Raw genomic sequence first — 22,855 nt, 5'->3', positions numbered from 1 at the left:
ATGAGAGTCCTTGCGGATGAATCCTGAGGGAAAAAGGCACGGCGACATCGGTCGCAAGGTGACCGGCACCGGCAACGATGCGTCCAGCAACCATGCTTCGAGCGAGGGTTATCTTGACGGGCGGCTGCTGGTCGCGATGCCAGTGATGGGCGACCCGCGTTTCGAACGCTCGGTGATTTATCTCTGTGCGCATTCGGCGGAAGGCGCCATGGGTATCATGGTGAACCGGCCGGCGGGCAGCATCGATTTCCCGCAACTGCTGATGCAACTCAACATCATCAACAAGAGCGAACAAATCAAGCTGTCGGGCAGTGCCGAGACCATGAAGGTGCTGTCGGGCGGCCCGGTCGACACCGGCCGCGGCTTCGTGCTGCATTCGAGTGACTATTTCATCGCCAATGCGACGCTGAAGATCAATGAAGGCGTCTGCCTGACCACGACCGTCGACATTCTGAAGGCGATCGCCAAAGGCAGCGGCCCGCGGCACGCGATCCTCGCGCTCGGTTATGCCGGCTGGCGCCCAGGCCAGTTGGAATCCGAGATTCAGGACAATGGTTGGCTGCATTGCGATGCCGACGCCGACCTGATCTTCGGCGATGACGTCGACGACAAGTATGACCGTGCCCTGCGCAAGATCGGCATCGACCCCGGCATGCTGTCGAACGAAGCCGGGCATGCGTAAGCAGGCGCCTGGTGTGGTGTCGTCCTGGCCTTGAGCCGGGAAAGCGGGCCACAGTCTCCAATGTCGTCCCGGCGAACGCCGGGACCCATACCGCGTGATGTCAGGAAAGGGCACGCGGCTCGTACCGCGCGCAACAGCTAAGGCCTGTGGTTATGGGTCCCGGCGTTCGCCGGGACGACACCGGATGTGTGGCGACGGCTGCGCACTTCATCGCACTCCGAGTGCGAGCGAGCAAGATCTGTGCTGTCGCTACTCCGCCGCGTCCTGCGCGACCGTTGGCTCGGTGCCGGCGACGGTGGCGCGGCGCATGTCGCGCGGCTGCGACTGGTCGTAGCGGCGCACGCGGTGCATGGTCTGGCGGTTGTCCCACATCACGAGATCATGCAGCGTCCATTTGTGGACGTAGACGAATTGCGGCTGCGTGGCGTGCTCGGTGAGGTCGCGCAGCAAAAGCCGCCCTTCCGGCACACTCATGCCGCGCACCGCCCCGGCATGCGATGACAGATACAGCGATTTGCGGCCATGCGCGGGGTGCGTGCGCACCAGCCGCTGCAGGACCGGCTTGAACATCTGCTTCTCCTCCTCGCTGTAATCGAGAAAGCCGAGCGAGCCGCGCGAATACATCAGCGAATGTTCGCAAATGAGATCCTCGATCTCCGCTTTGGTCTCGTCATCAAGCGCATCATAGGCGGCGCGCATATCGGCGAATTCGGTGTTGCCGCCTTTCGGGTTCACCACGCGCGCCGACAGGATCGAGTATTTTGCCGGGATCGGCCGGAATGAGCTGTCGGAATGCCACAGGCAGTTGCCGAGATTGAACAGATGGGTGCGATGGTCCGACGGCAGCGGCTTGCCGTCCTTGCCGAGATTGGAGACGTCGTTCAGCCCGGTGCTCAGCCGATAGTCTTCGCGCTTGGTGATGGTGCCGCCGCGGGCCTGCTCGCGCTCGCCGAAATTCAGCGCGAAGGCCAGTTGCTGCTCGTCGGTGATGTCCTGACCGTGGAACACGAGCACGGCGTAACGGTCGATCGCGGCCTGCACTTGCGCGACCTCTTCGCTCGCGAGCGGGCGGCTTAGGTCGACGCCGGAGACTTCGCCGACGAAATGCGGATGGATCTGCCGGATCGCGAGGGGCATGGCGTTCTCCTGCTCTCGGCGGCCTTGGCGGCCGCTCTCTCATTCCCTCAAAAAGTGACTCGCCATATGCACGGAGTCAACGCGCGACCGAATGCCCAGGAACCCGCGCCGTCCTTGCCGGTTAGCTGAGCAGCAAATTCCCAGCGATAAAATCAAGCCAAGGAGTGTGGCAATGGACACGGATCGGATTGCAGGGACGACCAAGGATGTTGCGGGCAAGGTCGAGGGCGGCATCGGTCAGATGACCGGCGACAAGGAGACGGAGGCCTCGGGCCGTGCGCGTGAAGCGGCCGGCGTGGTGCAGAATCTCTACGGCCAGGCCAAGGATGCGGCGCGTGATGCCGGCGATGCGGCGATGGATTTTGCCAAGGACAAGTTGGGCAGTAGCACCACCGACAGCCTGCGCGACGGCACCCAGGCGCTGACGCAGAAGGTGCAGGACAATCCGCTCGGCGCGCTGCTGGTGGCCGGCGGCATCGGCTTTGCGCTGGCGCTTCTGATGTCGCGGCCGGCCCGCCGTCCGCCGCCGTCGCGCTGGCGCTACTACAACTGAGCGCATCGCCGAAGCTATTGCAGAGTGATGAGCGCGGCCTGCTTTCGTCTCTCGTCCAGGAGAGGCAGAGGCGGGCCGCTTGCTTGAGAACCAACGCAGGCCTGCGAACCGGCTCAGCGCGGCTGATCCTGCATCGCAGAGCGGCCGACATTGCCGGGCGGCCTCGGCGGTCCTGCGGGCGCCGGATTGTGCGGGGCCGATGGCCTCTGCTGCTGAGGCGCGCCAAAGCCGAAGAAATCGCGGATGGCCTGCCCGGCCGAAGGCGACTGGGCCTGCGGCGGCTGGCCGGGCGTCGTCGGCACAGTCATCCGCTTCGGCTTCTGCTGCGCCGGCGCGGCCGGGCTCGCTTCCCCAGGCGTGGTCGCGGCGACAGGCGTATCTGGCCTGGTCTGTTCCTTGCCCGGTTCTTTCGGCGGCTCCTTGGCCTGCTCGCGGCCGACCTCGCGGCGCGGCCAGACGAAATCATCGGCGCGTCCGGCGGGCGGGCTTAAAGGTTCGCCTTTGACGAGGGTGCGCGCGGCCAGTGCATCGACCGCCGCGGGCCGTCCACCGGGACCGCCGAGCAGTTGATCGGTGCCGACGGAGGACGCGACCAGCGGCAGGATCGGCCCGGCGATCGGGCGCGGCGCCGGCTGGCCGGGCACCGCATTGGCATCCGGTGTCGCCGGCTCGCTCGGCAGCTCGATCGGCGCCGAGCGGCCGGCCAGCGCTCGGGTGATCTCGCGCTCGACATAATGGGCGAGCTTGCGCGCGCCGGCCTTGGTGAAATAGACGCCGTCTGGCGAGCGCAGCGAGCGCGGCTGGCCCTCGAAGTCCGGGCCCTTCTGCATGAAGCGGCCGCCTTCGTCGACGAAGCCGTCCCAGACGTCGACATAGGTGATGCCGGCCTTGCCGGCGACGTCACGATAGAGCGAGTCCAGGAACAGCGCGTCCGCCGTGCCCTTGGGGCCGCGCACGGCCGGCAGGCCGACCCAGATCACCGGCACGCCCTTGCTCTTGAGGACGCCGATCATCTCCTCGATCTTCTTGGTGTAGAGCTCGACCCAGCGATCATCGCGGAAGTCGTAGATGCCGTTCGGCGAGCGCGCGGCCTTCTCCGGTGTGGCTGCCGGTCCGTCGCCATTGTCGGCATCGTCCTGCGGAAGATCGGTATCGACCGGCTTGTCGTCCGGTTTGGCCGCTGCGTCGCCCGGCTTCGGCTCTTTGCCCTGATCCTTTACCTTGGCGTCCTTCTTGGTCTTGTCCGCCTTCTTGTCGTCGGGCTTGTCGGTCTTGTCGACCGCCGGCTCACGCAGGGGAACGCGATCGTTGAGACCGAGCATGACGACGATGGCATCGGCGCGTTCGGCCGCAAGGATGCCCTTGGCAGCAGTCGCCCAGTCGGCCGGCTCGCCCTTGGGCTGATACTTGATGAGGCCGGAGCCGTTCTTGACCTTGCGGGTCACGCCCATATCGGGCTGCTCGGCGTAGGCGTCTTCCAGGCCATAAGCGAGCCAGTCGGCCATGGCGTCGCCGAGCACCAGCACGTAGCGCTCGGGCGCGTTGGCGTTGTCGTGCCGCTCCGGCGGCGGCGCCTTGGAATAATCCTGCTGGATGACGCGCTTGGGTTGTTGCGGCTGGAAGGGCTGGAAAAAGTCGCTGCCGAACCAGCCGCCTCCGCGACCGCCGCCGCCCTGGCGCGGCGCGGGCTGCGACGAAAACGGGTTGAAGTTGAAGAACTGCGCGGAGGCGGGGCCCGCGATGCCCACCAGCATAGCGATCGCAACCGCCAGCACGACCAGCAGGCCGGGTTCGGTGATGAGCTTGAAAATGGACTTCAGCTTGGTCATGCGCACCCGTCGCGCGGCAAATTCGTCAATCCTCATAATAGTGACAGCAGAAAGGGGCCGCAAACGGGCATTCGCAGGTTCCGGCCGCATGCGCCGTCCGCCGATTGTGATCAGGGTTATTTTTGCGGCGGTATCGGGCGTCGAGATGATGCAGGCCGTTGCGGCGCGGGCGGTGCGCTCCCTCTCCCGTTCTTACGGGGCCGCGACGAGCTTCGCTCGCGCTGAGAGGGCTTGGGGTGAGGGGCAGACGCACGATTGGACGGAGTTGAAAGACCTGTACCCCCTCACCCGGATGTAATCTTCGATGCCACATATCCGAAGCTTCGCTTCGGCGTTCTTAGGACGGCCGCCAGAGGCGGCCTGTGCCTCTCCCCGCAAGCGGGAAGAGGTAAAACTAGCACCTACCGCCCCCGCAGCCGTTCCAGCACGTCGGCCGAGGCAAAACCGTCGGCCGGCGCGCCGATCGAGGCCTGGAAGTTCCGCAGGGCTTCTCGGGTCTGGCCGCCGAACTGGCCGTCCGGGGTGCCGCGGTAAAAGCCGCGCTGCGCGAGCAACTGCTGCATCTCCAGCCGCTCGGCGCGGGACAGCGTGCGCTCCTCCCGCGGCCAGGCCTGCACGAAGGGCTGTCCGCCGCGCAGCCGGTCGGCGAAATGGCCGATCGCCAGCGCATAGGCCTCGGCCGGGTTGTATTTCATGATGACGCGGAAGTTCTGCATCATCAGGAAACCGGGGCCCTGCGCGCCGGCCGGCGCCAGCAGATAGACCTTCTCGTTCGAGGCGGGAAACGGCTGGCCTGTGGCGCGCTTCAGGCCCATCTGCTCCCATTGCGCGAAGGTCATGCTCCTGGCGCGATCGGCCAGCATGTAGTTGAAGCCCTGCGGCACCACGACCTCATAGCCCCAGCTCTGGCCCGGCTGCCAGCCGTCCTTCTTCAAATTGTTGGCGGTCGAGGCGATCAGGTCGGCCGGATTGTCGACCACGTCGCGGCGGCCGTCGCCGTCGGCATCGACGGCGAAGCGCTTGAAGGCGGTCGGCATGAACTGGGTTGCGCCGAAGGCGCCGGCCCAGGAGCCGTGCAATTGCTCCGGCCGCAGGTCGCCGCGGTTGAGGATCTCCAGCGTCGAGAGGAACTCGTCCCGGAAATAGTCCTGGCGGCGGCCGATACAGGCGAGCGTCGCGGTCGACTGCAGCACGCTACGGTCGCCGATCTGGGTCGAATAATTCGTTTCGATGCCCCAGATCGCCGCGATGATGTAGCGATCGACACCATAGGTGCGCTCGGTGGCGTCGAACTGCGCCTTGTACTTGGCCAGCACCTCGCGGCCTTTGGCGAGGCGATTGTCGTTCACCAGGATGTCGAGATAGTCCCAGATCGACTTGGTGAATTCGGGCTGCGCATCGAGCAGGTCCATGATGCGCAGGTCGGGCGTGAGGCCCGCGGTGAAGCGTTGGAAATTGTCCTGCAAGATGTTGCGGCGTGCGGCATCTGGCCACATGCCGGCGATGCAATTGTCGAAATTCGCCGCCGCCTCGCGGATCGCGGACGCCGTCATCAGCGGATGGCCGGAAGCGCCGTCCTCGCCGCTCCATTGCCCCGGCGCGCCGGGCGTGGGCTGCGTCGATGGTGCATTGGCGGCGTTCCCGTTGCTGAAGCTGCCGGTGAACAGGTTATCGAGAAAGCTGAACGGACTGCCGCCCGCTTGCGCCCGCACCGGCGCGGCGCAGGCAAGCGCAGCGGCGATCGCCACGGTCACGGCCTGCCACATCCTCAAGGGTTCCTGTTGTGCCATTTGGCCTACCCCGTTGCCTGAAAATCAGGCTTTCAGGAGGCGCGCTCCTGGTTACCAGCGGATTAACAAGCCCCCAATTTCAAATTGGGGAATTTTCGCGTCCATTTGTCGTGAGCCGAGGAACCGCCGACCAACATCCGCCTTTGTTCTCGGCTGCAAACCGGATACCAAGATGCGATCCATTTCGCATTCATATCGCTGCAAGGTTTAGTCCCGACCCATGAAGATCCGCAAAGCCGTTTTCCCGGTTGCCGGCCTTGGCACCCGCGTCCTTCCCGCCACCAAGGCGATGCCGAAGGAGATGCTGACGATCGTCGACAAGCCGCTGATCCAATACGTGTTTGATGAGGCCAAGGAGGCCGGCATCGAGCATTTCGTGTTTGTGACCGGCCGCAACAAGGATGCGATCGAGGATCACTTCGATCTCATGTACGAGCTCGACGCGACGCTCGCCGCGCGCGGCAAGAAAGCCGAGATGGAGATCCTGGCGCGCGACCAGCCTGCGGCCGGCGCGGTCAGCTTCACCCGGCAGCAGTCGCCGCTCGGGCTCGGGCACGCCGTGTGGTGCGCGCGCGATATCGTGGGTGACGAGCCGTTCGCGGTGGTGCTGCCGGACGAGCTGGTGCTGCATACGCCGGGGTGCCTCGCGCAGATGATCGCAGCCGCGGGTAAGTTGCCGGAGAAGTCGAACGTGCTGGCGGTGCAGGAGGTGCCGGCCGACCAGACCCATCAATACGGCATTTGCGGCGTCGGCAAACGCGACGGCAGGATGTTCGAGGTCGACGGCATGGTCGAGAAGCCAGCCAAGGGCACCGCGCCGTCGAATTTCTCGATCACCGGCCGCTACATCCTGCAGCCGGAGATCTTCAAGATCCTGGCGACACAGGAACGCGGCGCCGGCGGCGAGATCCAGCTTACGGACGCGATGATCGGGCTGTCGAAGACGCAGAAGTTCTATGGCGTCGAGTTCGAGGGCGAGCGGCACGATTGCGGCTCGAAGTCGGGCTTCCTGCGCGCCAACATCGCCTTCGGCATGGCGCGTCCGGACCTGCGCGAAGGCCTGCGCGAGGACATGAGGAAGTATCTGGAAGGGTAGGGCTGAGCGGCATCGGAAGTCACCCTCTCCCCTTGTGGGAGAGGGTGGCTCGCCGCCGCGGTACGCGGCGGCGAGCCGGGTGAGGGGTCTCTCTCAACGAGTCGTGCGCGCGGAGAGAGACCCCTCACCCGCCTTCGATGCTTCGCATCTCAGGCACCCTCTCCCACAAGGGGAGAGGGTGCAGCGTGCATCGCAGCTACCAGCCTGACCAATCACGGCGTGTAGTCGAGACTCAAGCCGCCAGCGGCAGCTTGGGCACGGCAGCGGCGATGCAGCGGTTGCGGCCGGCGGCTTTGGCCGCATAGAGCGCCTTGTCGGCCGCCTGGAGCAGGGCCACCCAATCCGTGTTGTGCGCGGGCGTGACACTGGCGACACCGACGCTCACGGTCGACGGCACGATATCGCCCGACCAGCTCTGCACCTTGCGGCGAATGGTCTCGGCCACGTCAAGTGCATCGCTCTCGGACAGCCCCGGCAGCAGCACCGCAAACTCCTCGCCGCCATAACGGACCGCGCAGTCGCCAGCCCGCTTCACCGAATCCGTGATGCAGATCGCGATGCCGATCAGCATCTGGTCGCCGGCCTGGTGGCCGTGATTGTCGTTGTAGCTCTTGAAGTGATCCGCATCGATCATCAAGAGCGCCAGCGGGGTGCGATGCCGCATCGCACGGCGCCATTCGCTCTCAATCGTCGTGTCGAATTTGCGCCGGTTCTTCAGCCCGGTCAGCGCATCCGTGGTGGCGAGCTCCTCGAGCCGTTCCTCGGCTTGCGTGCGGCGGGTGATCTCGCGCGCGGCGATCAGGGTTGCCGCGAGCACGAGGACGATCAGCGCCAGCATCGTCGCGCCGATCCGCGTCGCTTGCATCCGCCAGAGACGATAGACCTCGCGCCATGGCTTGCCGGCCAGCACGACCAGCGGTCTGGTGCCGTCGCGCCAGACCATCAGCCGGGCGATCTCGTCGAGCGCGCCGGAGCTCGCATACCATCCGCTCGGCTCGCTCAGCGCGCGCGCGACGCCCGGCACATGCGCGAGATTTTTGCCGATGTAGTCGAGATCGAACGGCGTGCGCATGATCACCGTGCCGTCGTGGCGGAACACGGTGATGCTGTCATCGGGCCCGAGGCTGAGGCGGCCGAACAGCTCGTGGAAATAGCTGAAGCGGATCGAGCCGACCGCGACGCCGAGAAACCGTCCGTCCGGTGCCGAGATCCGGCGGCTCAGCACGATCGCATAGGCTCCCCGGTGCAAGGTCGGCCGGCTGATGTAAAGGCCGACGTCCGGATTGTCGCGATGAACGCGGAAATACTCCTCATCGCCGCGCTCCTCTGCTTGCGGATCGAGCGTGGCAGAATCGACCTTCAGACGGCCGTTCGCGTCGTAGACCTGGATGGCGCCGAAATGCTTCGCCGTGGCGGCATGGTCGAACAGGATCAGCTGGCGGATCGGCTTGCTGACTTCGTCGATTTCGGGCAGCAACATGCCGCTGGCGACCGCGCGCAGCGACAGGTCATAGAGCTCGACGTTGCGGCTGATGTCGGCGTCGACGCCGGTGGCAAGGTTCTCGAGCGACTGATGCGCCAGCGCCTCCTCGCCGCGGCGCAGGTCGAGCAGGACGCTGGCACAGATTGCGGAAAAGCCAATGAGGGTGCAGACCGCGGAGATGATGACTGTTTTCGCGGAGAACAGCGACAGACGCTTGGCCGGAGCCGGTCGACCTGGCATTCGCATTGGGGCGTTCGCTTCTCCGCTCAGTTGTTCCCTTGGGATTGGAACAGGCGGTACCAAGCACCTCCCGGTTAATGTGCAGTTGCGGCGAGTGCGTATTTGCCGCGTAAGCTGCAGGAAGGCCGCCAGCGGCGGTATGATAGGATGCGATGGAGTGTTGACGTGCACGACTATGACGCCTTGCGCGATTACCTGAAGCGGCAGACCGTTCCGGAACTCGTGCTCAGCTTCGAGGCGATCGAGGACATCCTCGGCGGCAGCCTGCCGCGCGCCGCGCAGCGCGCCTCCTGGTGGGACTCCCTGCGCAGTCCGCAGGAGAAGATGCCACAGCGCGAGGCCTGCCTTGCGGCCGGCTATGTCGCGACGCGGATGCCCGACGGCGGCAGCGTCAAATTCAAGCGGCTGAAGAAGGAGCCGGGTCGCCGTCATGCCGCCGAGTCCTGAAACTCGGCGCAAGACGGAGCTGGAACCGATGATCTTTCTGTCCTGAGCGGGACGGGATGGTAGAGTCAGGAAAAGGAGATCACCTGATGGCTTTCGATGCGCACGCGATGCCGCGCCTTGCGCCGGTCGCCCGGCGGCACGCACCGCTGTTCTGTTTCGCGCTGCTGAGCGCGGCGAGCACGCTTGCGAGTCTCGTATTCGCCTGTGCCACGCCATTCGCTGCGTTCGCCGTGATCGCGGCCGCACAGCTGCCGCTGCGACAGGCGTTGCCGGTTGTCGTGGCGGCATGGCTGGTCAATCAGGGCATCGGCTTCGGCGTGCTTCATTATCCGACCGACGCCACCACGATGTTGTGGGGCCTGGTGATCGGCGTCGCTGCGGCTTCCGCGACACTTGCAGCGTCCGCCGTGCTGCGCGTCTCGTCGCGCCGGTCTGCGCCACCCGCGCTCACCCTGGCGATGGTCTGCGCCTACGCCTCGTATGAGCTGGTCCTGCTTGCCGCGACGCCTGTGCTTGGTGGTGCCGCGAGCTTCACCGTCGCGGTTGTCGCGCGGATTGGCCTCACCAGCACGGCTTGGATGATTGGTCTGGTCGCGACTTGCGAGATCGTCCGGCTGCTCAATTCAGCTCGGCTTCGCCGCACGGTCTGATTGCGCGACTTCCTGTTGCGACCTCGCCGGGTCGCCGGTCGCGCTGGGCGGTCGGGTCAGGCACTGTGCTCTTCGCAAGCGCGAACGATTGATCTGTCGTCTCCGCCCAAAGTTGGCCCGGATTCTGCTTTGACAGTCGCTCTGAAGGCTGATCCAATTTCGTGCACCTCCAGGCGATCGCATGGGGGCTGCCGATTTGGTATGCAGCATCACCCTTGGAGCCGATGGAATGAACGAGCGGGACCTTCGAAATCAGATCGCGGATGTCAAAGCGGGGCGCCTGTCACGCCGCGAATTTGTGCAGAAGATGATCGCCGTCGGGCTCACGGCGCCGATGGCCAGCGCGATGCTCTCCTATTCCGGTGTCGCAGTCGCGGCTGAGCCGATTCAGTACAAGCCGACCAAGGCCGGCGGCGGAGGTCCGCTCAAACTGCTGCTGTGGCAGGCGCCGACATTGCTCAATCCGCATTTCGCCATCGGCACCAAGGACCAGGAAGCCTGCCGCCTGTTCTACGAGCCGCTCGCCGGCTGGGACAAGGAAGGCAATCTGGTTCCGATCCTCGCCGCCGAGATTCCGAGCAAGGAGAATGGCGGTCTTGCGGAGGACGGCCTGACGGTCATCTGGAAGCTCAAGCAGGGCGTCAAATGGCACGACGGCAAGCCGTTCACCGCCGACGACGTTATCTTCAATTGGGAATATGCGATCAATCCGGATACGGCTGCGGTCTCGATCGGCAGCTACAAGGGTGTCAAGTCTGCCGAAAAAGTTGACGACTACACGGTGAAGCTGGTTTTTACCCAGCCGACGCCGTTCTGGGCCGACGCCTTCGTCGCCTCCTATGGCTTGATCATTCCGAAGCACCAGTTCGCGGACTACACCGGCGGCAAGTCGCGCGACGCGCCGGCGAACCTGAAGCCGGTCGGCACCGGTCCCTACATGTTCGTCGATTTCAAGCCTGGCGACACTGTGACCGGCAAGCGCTTTCCGGACTATCACCAGCCGAACATGCCGTATTTCGACACGGTGGAAATCAAGGGCGGCGGCGACGCGGTCTCTGCCGCTCGCGCAGTGCTGCAGACCGGTGAATATGACTACGCCTACAATCTGCAGGTGGAGGATGAGATCCTGCTCAAGCTGGAGGCCGGCGGCCAGGGCAGGACGGAGCTGACGCTCACCGGCAACATCGAATATATCGGGCTCAATGTCACCGATCCGAATGTCGAGGTCGACGGCGAGCGGTCCAGCCTCAAGACCAAGCATCCGCTGTTCTCAGATCCCGAAGTGCGCAGGGCGCTCAACCTGCTGATCGACCGCGCCTCGGTGCAGAAATTCATCTACGGCCGCGCCGGCATCGCGACGGCGAACTTCCTCAACAATCCTGCGCGTTTCCGTTCACCAAACAACAGCTTCGAGTTCAATATCGACAAGGCCAATCAGATCCTCGAGGCGGCCGGTTGGAAGAAGGGCTCGAGCGGCATCCGCGAGAAGGATGGCAAGCAGCTCAAATTCGTATTTCAGACCTCGATCAATTCGCCGCGACAGAAGAACCAGGCCATCATCAAGCAAGCCTGCCAGAAGGCCGGCATCGAGGTCGAACTGAAATCGGTGGTGGCTTCGGTGTTCTTCTCCTCGGATGCGGCCAATCCGGATACTTATCCGCATTTCTACTGCGACATGCAGATGTACCAGACCACCATGCCGCAGGCCGATCCGCAGTTCTTCATGAATCAGTTCGTGTCGTGGGAATGCGCGAGCAAGGAGAACAAATGGCAGGGACGCAACATCTGCCGCTGGCAGAATAAGGATTATGATGAGACCTATCGTCAGGCCCAGAGCGAACTCGATCCGGTCAAGCGCGCGGCGATGTTCATCAAGCTCAATGATCTTGTGGTTCGTGACAATTATATCCTGCCGGAGATCAATCGCCTGAACGCGATCGGTGTGAAGAAAGGGGTGTCGCTCTATAAGAGCGGCTGGGACAACGATCTTGCCTTCATCGCAAGCGTCTATCGTGAGACCTGACGGGCCCAGCGCCTTTCACATGACCACATCGAGATTGTAGGGCCGCAGCGATGGGAAACTATCTTCTCAGACGCCTCGCCGTTGCTGTGCCGAGCCTGCTCGGCATCAGCCTGATCCTGTTCGTGCTCTTGGCACTCGCGCCCGGCGATCCGTTCGGCGAGCTTGCCAGCAACCCGAACGTGCCGCCCGAGGTGCGCGAGGCGCTGCGCGTCAAGTTCGGGATGGATGACCCGATCCTGGTGCGCTACCTGCACTGGCTGGTCGCCATGTTGCACGGCGACTGGGGCTTTTCCTTTGCCAGCCGCGTCAACGTCGACACGCTGATCCTGCAGCGGATTCCGGCGACGCTCTACGTCGTCGGCACAGCGCAGGTGCTGGCTCTGATGGTGGCGCTGCCGATCGGGGTGCTGGCCGCGATGCGGCCCTATTCGATCTTCGACCAGATCGCCAATACGGTCGCCTTCATCGGATTCTCGCTGCCGACCTTCTTCACCGGCTTGCTGCTGATCCTGATCTTCAGCATCAATCTCGGCTGGCTGCCGTTCGTCTACCGCGCGGACATCAGCGCGACCGGTTGGCAGTGGTACTGGGAGAGCATCAGGCAAGCGATCATGCCGGTCGCGGTGCTCGGCCTGTACCAGGCCGCGTCTTATACCCGCTATGTCCGCTCCGCCGTTCTCGACGTCATCAAGCTCGACTACGTCACCACTGCGCGCTCCAAGGGGCTCGATGAGCGTAAGGTCATCGTCAAGCACGTGGTGCGCAACGCGCTGATCCCTGTGGTGACGCTGGTGGCGCTGCAGATGCCGACCGTGTTCGGCGGCGCCATCGTCACCGAGCAGATCTTCCGCATTCCCGGCATCGGTTCGCTCTTGATCAGCGCGATCCTTGCCAATGACACCCCCGTGATCATGGCGGTGACCTTCGTGTTCGCCTGTCTGGTTATCCTCTTCAATCTGATTGCCGATATCCTGTATGGCTGGCTTGACCCACGTATCTCCTTCAGTTGAAGCGCTCGCCATCGCAGCGCCCCGCAAGCGGCGCTTCTCGCCGGGCCGCGACGCGCTGCGTCGTTTCATCCGCCACCGCATGGCGGCGATCAGCGTTGTCATCCTGGGCCTGCTTGCGCTCGCGATCCTGGTCGGCCCCTGGCTCTGGCCGGTGCCGATCAACGAGATCGATTTCACCGCGCGGCTGTCGCCGCCGTCCTGGGACCATCCGTTCGGCACCGACGATCTCGGCCAGGACCTGCTCTCGCGCATGATCTATGGTGGGCGTATCTCGCTCGCCGTCGGCTTCGCGGCGATGGCGGTCGGCCTGTTCGCGGGCACCGTGATCGGCTCCATTGCCGGCGCCTCCAAGGGGCCGGTCGATGCGGCGCTGATGTGGCTGACAGATTTGTTCCTGTCCCTGCCGCAACTGCCGCTGCTGCTGCTCGTGATCTATCTGTTCCGCGACGCCCTCAAGGCCTGGGTCGGCCCCGAGGGCGGCACCTTCATCCTGATCGTGCTCGTCATCGGCGGCTTCCGCTGGATGCCTGTGGCGCGGCTGGTGCGCGCGCAGTTCCTGTCGCTGCGCGAGAAGGAGTTCGTCGAGGCGGCGCGGGCGCTCGGCGCCTCCAAGCTGCGCCTGGTCGTGCGGCACATCCTGCCCAACGCGCTCGGGCCCGTGATCGTCGCCGGCACCATCGATGTTGCGGCGGCAATCATCGCGGAATCGACCTTGTCGTTTCTCGGCCTCGGCTTTCCTCCGGACATTCCGACCTGGGGTCGGCTGCTCTACGACGCCAAGGACTATCTCGACATCGCGCCGCACTGGGCGCTGTTTGCCGGCGGCGCCATCTTCCTCACCGTCATCGCCATCAACTTCATCGGTGACGGCCTGCGCGATGCGCTCGATCCGCGGAAGGTGATGTGATGGACGCGCGAGTTGCACCGCTGCTCGAGATCAAGGGGCTGAAGACCTATTTCGACAGCGACGAAGGCAAGGTGCAGGCGGTCGACGGCGTCGACATCTCGATCGGCCGCGGCGAGACCCTGTGTGTGGTCGGCGAATCCGGCTCCGGCAAGACCGTCACCGCGCTGTCGGTGCTGAAGCTGATCGCGATGCCGCCGGGGCGCATCGTCGGCGGCCAGATCCTGTGGCAGGGGCGCGATCTCGTGCCGCTGCGCATGGACGAGATGAACCAGATCCGCGCCAGCGAGATCGCGATCGTGTTTCAGGAGCCGATGACCTCGCTCAACCCGGTCTACACGATCGGCGACCAGATCACGGAGGTGATCCGGCTGCATCAGGGCCTCTCCAAACGCGCCGCACTGGAGCGCGCCATCGAGATGCTGGCCTTGGTGCAGCTTCCGAACCCGCAACGCCGCGTGCACGATTATCCGCATCACTTCTCCGGCGGCCAGCGTCAGCGCGTGATGATCGCCATGGCGCTGTCCTGCAATCCCAAGCTCCTGATTGCCGACGAGCCGACCACCGCGCTCGACGTCACCATCCAGGCGCAGATCCTCGATCTCCTGCTCGACATGAAGGAGCGGCTCGGCATGTCGATCATGCTGATCACCCATGCAATGGGTGTGGTCGCCGAGGTCGCGCAGCGCGTCGTCGTGATGTATGCCGGCCGCGTGGCGGAGGAGGCGCCGGTGGATCGCCTGTTTGCCAATCCGCGCCATCCCTATACGCAGGGCCTGATCCGCTCCATCCCGCGCATCGATCTCGATGCGGTGAAGAAGACGCGGCTGGAGAGCATCGCCGGCACCGTGCCCAAGCTGATCAATCCGCCGGAGGGTTGCCGGTTCGCCTCGCGCTGCAAATTCGCGCTTCCCGAATGCCGGCGCGCCCAGCCTGAATTGCGCGAGATCGAGCCGGGCCACAAGGTGGCCTGCATCCGCGCCGAAGAGACCTTGCTGCAATGAACATCGTTGCCGAAACCCCGTCCGCCGCGCCTGCGCCGCTGCTCAGCGTCCGCGATCTCACCAAGGCGTTTCCGATCCGCGGCGGCTTCCTCAAGCGCCAGATCGGCAGCGTCAAGGCGGTCGACGGCGTCGATTTCCACATCGATGCCGCCGAGACCTTCGGCCTCGTCGGCGAATCCGGCTGCGGCAAGTCGACCACCGGCCGCTGCGTGCTGCGCCTGATCGAGCCGAGCTCGGGCGAGGTCAAGTTCGAAGGCAAGGACGTGCTGTCGCTGTCTGGCGAAAACCTCCGCCGGCTGCGCCGCGACATCCAGATCATTTTCCAGGACCCCTACGCGTCGCTCAATCCGCGCATGACGGTCGGCGCCATCATCGGCGAGGCGCTCACCATTCACGGGCTGGCCAAGACACGCGCGCAATATGAGGAGCGCATCGTCTATCTGCTCGAGACGGTCGGCCTGCAGGCCGCTCATGTCAGCCGCTATCCGCACGAATTCTCCGGCGGCCAGCGCCAGCGTATCGGCATTGCGCGCGCGCTCGCGGTCGAACCGAAGCTGATCATCTGCGACGAGCCGGTGTCCGCGCTCGACGTCTCGATCCAGGCGCAGGTGATCAACCTGCTGGAGGACCTGCAGCAGAAATTCGGCATCGCTTATCTGTTCGTCGCGCATGATCTCTCGGTCGTCGAGCACATCAGCCGCCGCGTCGCGGTGATGTATCTCGGCCGCATCGTCGAGACCGCGCCCTCACGCCTGCTCTATGCCGCGCCGAAGCATCCTTATACCGAGGCGCTGCTATCGGCGGTGCCGATCCCTGATCCCAGCGTGAAGCGCAAGCGTATCCGCCTGAAGGGCGAGGTGCCGAGCCCGATCAACCCGCCGTCGGGCTGCCATTTCCGCACCCGCTGTCCGCTCGCGCAGGAGATCTGCAGCCGCGAGGTGCCGAAGCTGAAGGAAAGCGCCCCCGGCCATCTGGTGGCGTGCCATTTCAGGTAAGGGCCGCGTCAGCCGCAGTGGAGTGGCTCGCGGGCGTCATTGCGAGGAGCCCACCGGGCCTCGCCTTCGGCGAGTCCGATGACAGGCTCCGGCGACGAAGCGATCCAGAATCTTTGCGCGACTCTGGATTGCTTCGCTTCGCTCGCAATGACGGGCAGAATGGAAGTCGTGTCCCAGCCCGCCTCACGCCGCGCGGCGATCGGCGAGGACGTTCGTCAGCTGCGTTTTCTGCTCGCCGTCGAGCGCGAACTGCAGCAGCGCGCTCTGATCGCTCGCCCGCATCACCGATCCTGGCAGGTCCGCGGTCAGCCCATTGACGGCGAGGCTGACCTTGGCGTTCACGGCCAGCGTCACCTGCACGGCCTCGATCAGCGCGCCGCCGAGCGCGAGGTTGCGCACCGTGACCGGCACCTGCTGGCCATTCACCATGAGCGTGCCCGGCCGGTTGATGTTGAGCCGCGACGACAGCCGCCGCGCGACGTCGGATGTCGAGGTCCGGACCACGCCAACCAGCGTCGTGCGCAGGTCCTGCATCTTGCGGGCAACATCGATCGAACCATCGCGGATGTCCGTCGAACGCCGCCCGGCTTCGCCGGCTTCGCGGGAGACCGAGGCGATCTGCGTCGCCACCTCGCGCGCCGCCAGCGAGGTCTCCTCCACCGTGCGCGAGATCTCCCGGGTCATGTTGTTCTGGGCCTCGATCGCGTCCGCAATGCTGGTCGAGACGGATTCGACATTGCTGATCACCTCGCCGATGGCGCCGATCGAATCGACCGAGGCGCGCGTCGATGTCTGGATCTCGGCGATCTGCTGCGAGATTTCGCTGGTCGCCTTCGCGGTCTGCTCGGCCAGCGTCTTGACCTCGGCGGCGACGACCGCAAAGCCGCGGCCGGCCTCGCCCGCCCGTGCCGCCTCGATGGTGGCGTTCAGCGCCAAGAGGTTGGTCTGCCCGGCGATCTCGCTGATCAGGCTGGTGACCGCGCCGACCTTGTCGGCGGCATCGGACAGCTTGGCAATCGTCGACTGCGCCTCCGATGACGCCGCAACGGCCTTGCGGGTCAGCTCGCGCGAGGCGCTGACGCTGGCGGAGATCTCGGAAATCGAGGCCGCGAGCTGGGCGGATGCCTTTGCCACCATCTGCGTGTTGGCGAGCGCCTGTTCGGCGGCGGCAGCGACGCTGCTCGAATTCTGCTCCAGCGCCAGCGTGCTGTCGGTCATCGATTTCGCGCTCTCGGCCATGATGCCGGTTCCACGCGCGACCTCGTCGACGACGCTGCTCGCTTCACGTTCGACCGCATCGGTCATCTCCTGCAGCGCCTCGCTCTTGATGCGCTCGGCCAGCTGCCGCTGGTCATCCTCCAGCGCCGCTGCATTGTGGACCTTGTCCTCGGTCTTGCGCTTGAACTGCTCGATCGAACGCGCCATGTCGCCGAGTTCGTCGCTGCGCGTCAGACCGGGCAGGGCGATGTCGAACCGGCCGGTGCCGAGCTGGTTGAGCGCATTGCTCATGGCGGCCAGCGCCGCCGACATTTGGCGCGCGATCAGCAGCGTGACGGCGCCGAGCACGATGACGATCACGAGCGCCGAGATCATGACGCCGCGCTTGCTGTCCCAGAGCTGCGCCTGCAGGTCGTCGACATAGACACCGGTGCCGATCACCCAGCCCCAGGGCTCGAAGCCCGCGACATAGGACAGCTTCGGCTGCGGCGCCTCCTTGCCGGGCTTCGGCCATTGATATTCGACGACGCCGCCGCCCTGGCGCTTCACGATGTCGACCATCTCGATGAACAGCCGCTTGCCGGTCGGGTCCTTGTTGTCGGAGAGGTTCTGGCCGTTCAGCTCAGGCTTGACCGGATGCATCACCATTTTCGGCGTGAGATCGTTGATCCAGAAATAGTCGCCGTTGCCGTAGCGCAGCTTGCCGATCCGCTCGGCCGCCTTTTTCTGTGCAAGCTCGGGCGCGACCTTGTCGCGCGCGATCGATTCATATTCCTCCTTCGCGATGCTGACGGCGGCCTGCACCAGGTGACTGAGCTCGTTCTGCCGTTGCTCCGTCAGCGCAGTAGCCAGGCTCTGCGTCTGCATCACGGCAAGCCCGATCAGGCCGCAGAAGCTCAGCCCGATGATGGCGTAGATTCGGAGGGCGAGAGAGAAACGCGGTCGGGCCATGCCAATATCCGGAAGATCAGGTTGTAATTTCGGACAGTTCTAATGAGTTGCGCGTTGACGCCGCGTTAAGCGCGATGCGCAGATGCAGGATCTTGGCAACGTCGGCGGTAATTTCATGCCGCGCGGCTGCGTGATGCCGTAGGTCGTACGGGCGCTCTCCTCTCATGAAGACTGCTGCAACATATGAGCTGTCGTCCCGGGCAAGCGTGCAAAGCACGCGCCGACCCGGGACCCATACTCACAGGACTATCGAGGTGAGAAGGTCGGAGCTACCAGCTCGTGCAACAACAGCGGCCGGTGGTTATGGGTCCCGGCGCAAGGCCGGGACGACACCAACTGTGTCGCGATCGCGTTGGTCAAACGCGAGCAGTCTTGTAGCCCGGATGAGCGCAGCGATATCCGGGTGCGGCGGGTCCTGCATGTCGCTGCGCTCATGCAGGCTACAGACGCGGCCATCCACTCAGCTCGCCGCCTCCAGCCGCTCCTCCGTGAGCAGCCGCATCGCGGCGTCGGCGTCCATCGGCTCGCCGAAGGCGAAGCCTTGCGCGTATTCGCAGCCGAGCTGATAGAGCTCGACCGCGTCCGAATCCGTCTCGGCGCCCTCGGCGACCACGTCCATGCCGAGATCATGGGCGAGCGCGATGATCGATTTCAGGATGACAGGGCGGGTGCCGCGCGTGGTGGTGCGGACGAAGGACTGATCGATCTTCAAGGTGTCGAACGGGAAGCGCTGCAGATAGGCGAGCGACGAATGGCCCGTGCCGAAATCGTCGATCGACAGGCCGACGCCGAGCTCGCGGATGCGCCCCAGCATCTGCGCGGCGTGCTCGGGATTCTCCATCACGAGCGATTCCGTCAGCTCCAGCTTCAGCGAGCCGCGCGCAACGGAAGAGCGCGCCAGCACCGAGCGGATGTCGTGGATCAGGTCGTGGCGCAAGAGCTGCCGCGACGAGACGTTGACGCTGGCGAAGATCGGCTCGCGCGAGCGCATCGCGCGCTGCCAGATCGAAAGCTGCCGCGCGGTCTGGTCGAGCACGAAGGTGCCGAGATCGACGATGAGCCCGATCTCCTCGGCAATGGTGATGAACTCGATCGGCGACATTCGTCCGAGCTTCGGGTGATCCCAGCGGGCCAAGGCTTCGAAGCCCGCGACCGAACGGTCCTCCAGCCGCACGATCGGCTGATAAAGGATGGTGATCTCCTGCCGCTCGATGGAGCGTCGGAGCTCCGACTCCAGCGTCAGGCGGTCGTTCTTGCGCGCGCGCATCGCCGGCTTATAGACGTCGATGCGGTCGCCGCCGATCCGCTTGGAATGATACATCGCAAGCTCGGCATCCTTGATGATGTCCTCCGAGAGCTGCACTTGCGGATCGGACAGCGCGAGCCCGATCGAGGCGGTCAGGAAGATCTCGCGCTCGTTGAAAGCGATCGGCGCGCGGATCGTCTTGCGGATGGTCTCGGCAAAAGCGGTGATGCGCGCCGGGTCCTGCTCGGACAACAGAATCAGCCCGAACTGGTCGCCGGCCAGCCGCGCCAGCGTATCCTGCGGCTTGAGGATGCGGCTCAATCGGCGGGCGAGGGTGAGCAGGATGGAATCGCCAACCGCGATACCGACGGAATCGTTGACCTGCTTGAAGCGGTCGAGATCGATCACCATCAAGGTCGGCCGCAGGTTCGGCATCGACCTCGCGAAATTGGCCACTGCGGCGAGACGGTCGATGAACAGCTTGCGGTTCGGCAGGCCGGTCAGGTTGTCGTGTACGGAATCATGGAGCATGCGCTCCTCGGCGTTCTTGAATTCCGTCACGTCGGTGAGCGTGCCGACCACGCGCGAGACCTCGCCATCGGAGCCGACCACGGGCCGCGCCTTCAGCGCGAACCACATGAAGTGACCGTCCGGCGTGCGCAGGCGGAAGTCCTGCACCAGGCGGCCGCGGCGCTGGTCGAGCACGCTGTCGAGCGCGGCGCGGAAGCGGTCCTGGTCCAGCGGATGCAGCACCTCGAGCCATTTCGCCGCCGGCCCTTCCAGCGCGCCACGTTTCAGGCCCAGCAGATGCTCGGTCTCGGGGCTGGTGAACACCTTGTCGGCCGAGACGTCCCAATCCCAGATCAGGTCGCCCGAGCCCGTGAGCGCCAGCGCCCGACGCTCGACGTCGGAGACGATGCCGGTGGTGGCGCCGCCGCCGGCAAAGGCGTGCTGCATGACCGTGAAGCCGATCAGCATCACGATCAGCACGAGACCGCCGAGCAGCGCCGGGCCGACGATGTCGTTGGTGACCGAACCCGCTACGGTCATTCCGGCGGCGACGACCCAGACCACCAGCAGGAACCAGGTCGGGATCAACAGCACCGCGCGGTCGAAGCCGTGCGAGGAAAGATAGACGATCAGCGCAAAGCCGAGCACCGCGATGAGAAGCAGCGACATGCGCGCGACGCCCGAGGCCACCGCAGGATCAAACAAGGCGACCGCGACCAAGGACCCCAAGAAGAACAGCCAGCCCAGGGTGATGTGGGAATAGCGCACATGCCAGCGCGACAAATTCAGATAGGCGAACAGGAATACCAGAAGCGTCGCTGCCAGAATCGCCTCACCGCCGGCACGCCAGACGCGCTCGGCGTTGTTCGACATGTCCAGCACTTTGCCCCAGAAGCCGAAATCCACGCCGATATAGACCAGCACCGCCCAGGCCAGCGCCGCGGCGGCTGGGAACATGATGCTGCCCTTGACCACGAACAGGATGGTGAGCACGAGGGCGAGGAGGCCGGAGATGCCGATCACGATGCCCTGGTACAGCGTGAACGAGTTGACCTTGTCCTTGTAGGCCTCCGGCTCCCACAGATAGAGCTGCGGCAGCTTGTCGGTGCGCAGCTCGGCGACGAAGGTGACGACCGAGCCCGGGTCGAGGGTGACGCGGAACACATCGGCGGTCGGGCTTTCCTGCCGCTCCGGCAGGTCGCCGATCGAGGGCGTGATGGTGGCGATCCGCGACAGGCCGAGATCGGGCCAGAACACGCCGGAGCCGACCACGCGGTAATGCGGCGCGACGATCAGGCGATCGAGCTGGTCATCGGTGTTGTTGGCGAGCGCGAACACGATCCAGTTCTGGCCGCCCTCGCGGCCGCGCACCTCGATGCGGCGGACGATGCCGTCATTGCCGGGCGCGGTGGAGACCTGGATGCGGTCGCCGTCGCTGTGCTGATGCTCGAGGATCCCGGTGAGGTCGATCGCAGGCGCATCGCCGCGGACGCTGACAGCGTCGACCGCATGCGCCGGCGCTGCGGCAACGGACATCATGAGGCCCAGCGCAAGCGACGCGAGGCACCTGATCAGACGCAATGTCAAATCTCCGCGTTCGACGCCACACCACAGCGAAAGGTCAAACAGATGGCCGCGCCCGGAAAGGGCCTGCGCCGCTGCGAACAGGTTGCGCGATCATTGCCACGAAAGTGAGGAAAATCAAAGGGTTTCGTGCCACTTTCCGGTTCGATGACCTGCTAGATCTTCAACACAATTTTGCCAATATGTTCGCTGGTCTCCATGCGGGCATGGGCCTGCGCGGCTTTTTCCAGCGGGAAGCTCGAATCCATCAGCGGCTTGATGCGACCGTCGCGGATGAATGGCATCACCTTGGCTTCGATCGCCGCCACCATCGCCGCTTTGTCGGCATTGCTGCGCGGGCGCAGCGTCGAGCCGGTATGGGTCAGTCGCTTGACCATCAGCTTGGTGAAATTAACGGTGGCCTTTGGTCCGCCGAGGAAGGCGATCTGGACGATGCGGCCGTCGATCGCTGCGGCATCGAAGTTCTTTTCGATGTAGCTGCCGCCCACCATGTCGAGGATGACGTTGGCGCCCTGGCCGCCGGTCGCCGCCTTGGTCTTCTCGACGAAATCCTCGCTTCTGTAGTTGATGGCGTGGTCGGCGCCGAGCTTGAGGCAGGCATCGGCCTTGTCCTGGCTGCCGACCGTGACCAGCACGTTCGCGCCGAACGCCTTGGCGAGCTGGATCGCCATGGTGCCGATCCCGGAGGAACCGCCGTGGATCAGCAGGGTCTCGCCGCTCTTGAGGCCGCCGCGCTCGAACACATTGTGCCAGACGGTCATCAGCGTTTCCGGCATCGCGCCGGCTTCCAGCATCGACAGAGCGGGGGGCACGGTCATCGCCTGCGCGTCCTGGGCGATGCAATATTGCGCATAGCCGCCGCCAGCGACCAGGGACATCACCCTGTCGCCAAGCTTGTGCCGCGTGGCGCCCTCGCCCAAGGCAACCACCTCGCCCGCGACCTCGAGGCCCGGCAAATCGCTGGCGCCGGGGGGCGGCGGATAGGAGCCGGAGCGCTGCGCCACGTCGGGCCGGTTGACGCCGGCCGCCTCCACCTTGATCAGGATCTCGCCGGGACCGGGCACGGGCACGGGCCTGGTCTCGGGAATCAGCACCTCGGGGCCGCCGGGCTTGCTGATACCGACCACGGTCATTTGCGCGGGCAGCTTTTCCATGATTTGTCCTTCCGGAAACGCGGGCGGGGCTGGCAAGCTGCTTAGCCAGCCAACTCGCGGCTTGCAACCGCGGGGGTGAAGGAGTTCATCACGATGGCGAGCGAGGACGAGGACCGGCCGCGGCAAGCCGTGGCGCATGAGATCGGACAAGACCTGTCGATGCTGTCGCTCGAGGAGCTGACCGCGCGGATCGCGCTGCTGCGCGGCGAGATCGACCGGCTCGAGGCCGCAGTTGCGAAGAAGCGCGCCTCGCGCGACGCGGCCAACAGCATTTTCAAGTCGTAAGCCGGTATCGTTAACGGGAATGCTCGGCCAATGGCCGACATGGCTAACGAAGCTTAAAAAAATT

Annotated in this window: 18 protein-coding genes; 11 read left to right on the top strand and 7 right to left on the bottom strand. The window is 64.9% G+C overall.

Annotated elements, in window-relative coordinates; genetic code table 11:
• The first annotated feature begins 16 nt into the window (after positions 1–16).
• Positions 17–682: a YqgE/AlgH family protein gene (locus tag P6U24_RS34000; RefSeq protein ID WP_407156761.1), complete on the top strand. Its 666-nt coding sequence runs from the start codon at positions 17–19 to the stop codon at positions 680–682.
• 249 nt (positions 683–931) lie between these two features.
• Here the strand turns inward: P6U24_RS34000 and P6U24_RS33995 are convergent, their stop codons facing one another.
• The gene (locus tag P6U24_RS33995; RefSeq protein ID WP_407156760.1) at positions 932–1,819 is read right to left on the bottom strand and encodes a TauD/TfdA dioxygenase family protein; all 888 of its coding nucleotides are present in this window, start codon (positions 1,817–1,819) and stop codon (positions 932–934) included.
• Between the two features lie 172 nt (positions 1,820–1,991).
• Between P6U24_RS33995 and P6U24_RS33990 the strand changes: the two genes are divergently transcribed.
• The gene (locus tag P6U24_RS33990; RefSeq protein ID WP_407156759.1) at positions 1,992–2,372 is read left to right on the top strand and encodes a CsbD family protein; all 381 of its coding nucleotides are present in this window, start codon (positions 1,992–1,994) and stop codon (positions 2,370–2,372) included.
• 113 nt (positions 2,373–2,485) lie between these two features.
• On the opposite strand, the gene P6U24_RS33985 is transcribed toward P6U24_RS33990, so the two are convergent.
• Positions 2,486–4,201, bottom strand: coding sequence for a DUF459 domain-containing protein (locus P6U24_RS33985; RefSeq protein WP_407156758.1), 1,716 nt, complete (start codon positions 4,199–4,201; stop codon positions 2,486–2,488).
• 401 nt (positions 4,202–4,602) lie between these two features.
• Positions 4,603–5,967, bottom strand: coding sequence for a lytic murein transglycosylase (locus P6U24_RS33980; RefSeq protein WP_407156757.1), 1,365 nt, complete (start codon positions 5,965–5,967; stop codon positions 4,603–4,605).
• Between the two features lie 244 nt (positions 5,968–6,211).
• Between P6U24_RS33980 and P6U24_RS33975 the strand changes: the two genes are divergently transcribed.
• Positions 6,212–7,087, top strand: a complete 876-nt coding sequence (locus P6U24_RS33975; RefSeq protein WP_407156756.1) for a UTP--glucose-1-phosphate uridylyltransferase — start codon at positions 6,212–6,214, stop codon at positions 7,085–7,087.
• A 232-nt stretch (positions 7,088–7,319) separates the two neighbouring features.
• Here P6U24_RS33975 and P6U24_RS33970 read toward each other — a convergent pair whose 3' ends face one another.
• A complete protein-coding gene (locus P6U24_RS33970) occupies positions 7,320–8,816 on the bottom strand; it encodes a diguanylate cyclase (RefSeq protein WP_407156755.1) in 1,497 nt (498 codons plus the stop codon).
• 159 nt (positions 8,817–8,975) lie between these two features.
• Between P6U24_RS33970 and P6U24_RS33965 the strand changes: the two genes are divergently transcribed.
• The 7 genes from P6U24_RS33965 (at position 8,976) to P6U24_RS33935 (ending at position 15,843) form a co-directional block, all read left to right on the top strand.
• Complete coding sequence (locus P6U24_RS33965; protein ID WP_407156754.1) at positions 8,976–9,257, top strand: hypothetical protein; 282 nt, start codon at positions 8,976–8,978, stop codon at positions 9,255–9,257.
• A gap of 86 nt (positions 9,258–9,343) precedes the next feature.
• The gene (locus P6U24_RS33960; RefSeq protein WP_407156753.1) at positions 9,344–9,907 is read left to right on the top strand and encodes a hypothetical protein; all 564 of its coding nucleotides are present in this window, start codon (positions 9,344–9,346) and stop codon (positions 9,905–9,907) included.
• Between the two features lie 229 nt (positions 9,908–10,136).
• Positions 10,137–11,930: a peptide ABC transporter substrate-binding protein gene (locus P6U24_RS33955; RefSeq protein ID WP_407156752.1), complete on the top strand. Its 1,794-nt coding sequence runs from the start codon at positions 10,137–10,139 to the stop codon at positions 11,928–11,930.
• A 50-nt stretch (positions 11,931–11,980) separates the two neighbouring features.
• The gene (locus P6U24_RS33950; RefSeq protein ID WP_407156751.1) at positions 11,981–12,940 is read left to right on the top strand and encodes an ABC transporter permease; all 960 of its coding nucleotides are present in this window, start codon (positions 11,981–11,983) and stop codon (positions 12,938–12,940) included.
• The gene (locus P6U24_RS33945) at positions 12,906–13,847 is read left to right on the top strand and encodes an ABC transporter permease (protein WP_407156750.1); all 942 of its coding nucleotides are present in this window, start codon (positions 12,906–12,908) and stop codon (positions 13,845–13,847) included. Before P6U24_RS33950 ends, P6U24_RS33945 begins: the two co-directional genes overlap by 35 nt.
• On the top strand, positions 13,847–14,848 hold the full coding sequence (locus tag P6U24_RS33940; protein ID WP_407156749.1) for an ABC transporter ATP-binding protein: 1,002 nt from the start codon (positions 13,847–13,849) through the stop codon (positions 14,846–14,848). The genes P6U24_RS33945 and P6U24_RS33940 overlap by 1 nt, the downstream gene beginning before the upstream one ends.
• Complete coding sequence (locus tag P6U24_RS33935) at positions 14,845–15,843, top strand: ABC transporter ATP-binding protein (RefSeq protein ID WP_407156748.1); 999 nt, start codon at positions 14,845–14,847, stop codon at positions 15,841–15,843. The genes P6U24_RS33940 and P6U24_RS33935 overlap by 4 nt, the downstream gene beginning before the upstream one ends.
• Before the next feature lie 183 nt (positions 15,844–16,026).
• Here the strand turns inward: P6U24_RS33935 and P6U24_RS33930 are convergent, their stop codons facing one another.
• The 3 genes from P6U24_RS33930 to P6U24_RS33920 form a co-directional block, all read right to left on the bottom strand.
• Positions 16,027–18,012: a cache domain-containing protein gene (locus P6U24_RS33930; RefSeq protein WP_407156747.1), complete on the bottom strand. Its 1,986-nt coding sequence runs from the start codon at positions 18,010–18,012 to the stop codon at positions 16,027–16,029.
• Positions 18,013–18,472: 460 nt separating this feature from the next.
• Positions 18,473–21,349 carry an EAL domain-containing protein gene (locus P6U24_RS33925; protein ID WP_407156746.1) on the bottom strand — a complete coding sequence of 959 codons (2,877 nt, stop codon included), beginning with the start codon at positions 21,347–21,349 and terminating at the stop codon, positions 18,473–18,475.
• Positions 21,350–21,507: 158 nt separating this feature from the next.
• Positions 21,508–22,506: an NAD(P)H-quinone oxidoreductase gene (locus P6U24_RS33920; protein ID WP_407156745.1), complete on the bottom strand. Its 999-nt coding sequence runs from the start codon at positions 22,504–22,506 to the stop codon at positions 21,508–21,510.
• Positions 22,507–22,599: 93 nt separating this feature from the next.
• On the opposite strand from P6U24_RS33920, the gene P6U24_RS33915 reads away from it, so the two are divergent.
• Positions 22,600–22,791, top strand: a complete 192-nt coding sequence (locus tag P6U24_RS33915; protein WP_407156744.1) for a DUF1192 domain-containing protein — start codon at positions 22,600–22,602, stop codon at positions 22,789–22,791.
• Positions 22,792–22,855 lie beyond the last annotated feature (64 nt).

Origin of the sequence: Bradyrhizobium sp. STM 3557 (assembly GCF_045571465.1) — a bacterium.
Lineage (GTDB): Bacteria > Pseudomonadota > Alphaproteobacteria > Rhizobiales > Xanthobacteraceae > Bradyrhizobium.
The sequence above is the reverse complement of the archived record's forward strand: the minus strand, read 5'-3'. Positions and strand labels throughout refer to the sequence as shown.

Bases quoted from the DNA above. Each gene is read 5' to 3' on its own strand.
- P6U24_RS33980 (WP_407156757.1), bottom strand. From the start codon at position 5,967: ATGTGGCAGGCCGTGACCGTGGCGATCGCCGCTGCGCTTGCCTGCGCC.
- P6U24_RS33985 (WP_407156758.1), bottom strand. From the start codon at position 4,201: ATGACCAAGCTGAAGTCCATTTTCAAGCTCATCACCGAACCCGGCCTG.
- P6U24_RS33940 (WP_407156749.1), top strand. From the start codon at position 13,847: ATGGACGCGCGAGTTGCACCGCTGCTCGAGATCAAGGGGCTGAAGACC.
- P6U24_RS33950 (WP_407156751.1), top strand. From the start codon at position 11,981: ATGGGAAACTATCTTCTCAGACGCCTCGCCGTTGCTGTGCCGAGCCTG.
- P6U24_RS33990 (WP_407156759.1), top strand. From the start codon at position 1,992: ATGGACACGGATCGGATTGCAGGGACGACCAAGGATGTTGCGGGCAAG.
- P6U24_RS33975 (WP_407156756.1), top strand. From the start codon at position 6,212: ATGAAGATCCGCAAAGCCGTTTTCCCGGTTGCCGGCCTTGGCACCCGC.
- P6U24_RS33915 (WP_407156744.1), top strand. From the start codon at position 22,600: ATGGCGAGCGAGGACGAGGACCGGCCGCGGCAAGCCGTGGCGCATGAG.
- P6U24_RS33920 (WP_407156745.1), bottom strand. From the start codon at position 22,506: ATGGAAAAGCTGCCCGCGCAAATGACCGTGGTCGGTATCAGCAAGCCC.
- P6U24_RS33945 (WP_407156750.1), top strand. From the start codon at position 12,906: ATGGCTGGCTTGACCCACGTATCTCCTTCAGTTGAAGCGCTCGCCATC.
- P6U24_RS34000 (WP_407156761.1), top strand. From the start codon at position 17: ATGAATCCTGAGGGAAAAAGGCACGGCGACATCGGTCGCAAGGTGACC.
- P6U24_RS33970 (WP_407156755.1), bottom strand. From the start codon at position 8,816: ATGCGAATGCCAGGTCGACCGGCTCCGGCCAAGCGTCTGTCGCTGTTC.
- P6U24_RS33960 (WP_407156753.1), top strand. From the start codon at position 9,344: ATGGCTTTCGATGCGCACGCGATGCCGCGCCTTGCGCCGGTCGCCCGG.
- P6U24_RS33930 (WP_407156747.1), bottom strand. From the start codon at position 18,012: ATGGCCCGACCGCGTTTCTCTCTCGCCCTCCGAATCTACGCCATCATC.
- P6U24_RS33995 (WP_407156760.1), bottom strand. From the start codon at position 1,819: ATGCCCCTCGCGATCCGGCAGATCCATCCGCATTTCGTCGGCGAAGTC.
- P6U24_RS33955 (WP_407156752.1), top strand. From the start codon at position 10,137: ATGAACGAGCGGGACCTTCGAAATCAGATCGCGGATGTCAAAGCGGGG.
- P6U24_RS33935 (WP_407156748.1), top strand. From the start codon at position 14,845: ATGAACATCGTTGCCGAAACCCCGTCCGCCGCGCCTGCGCCGCTGCTC.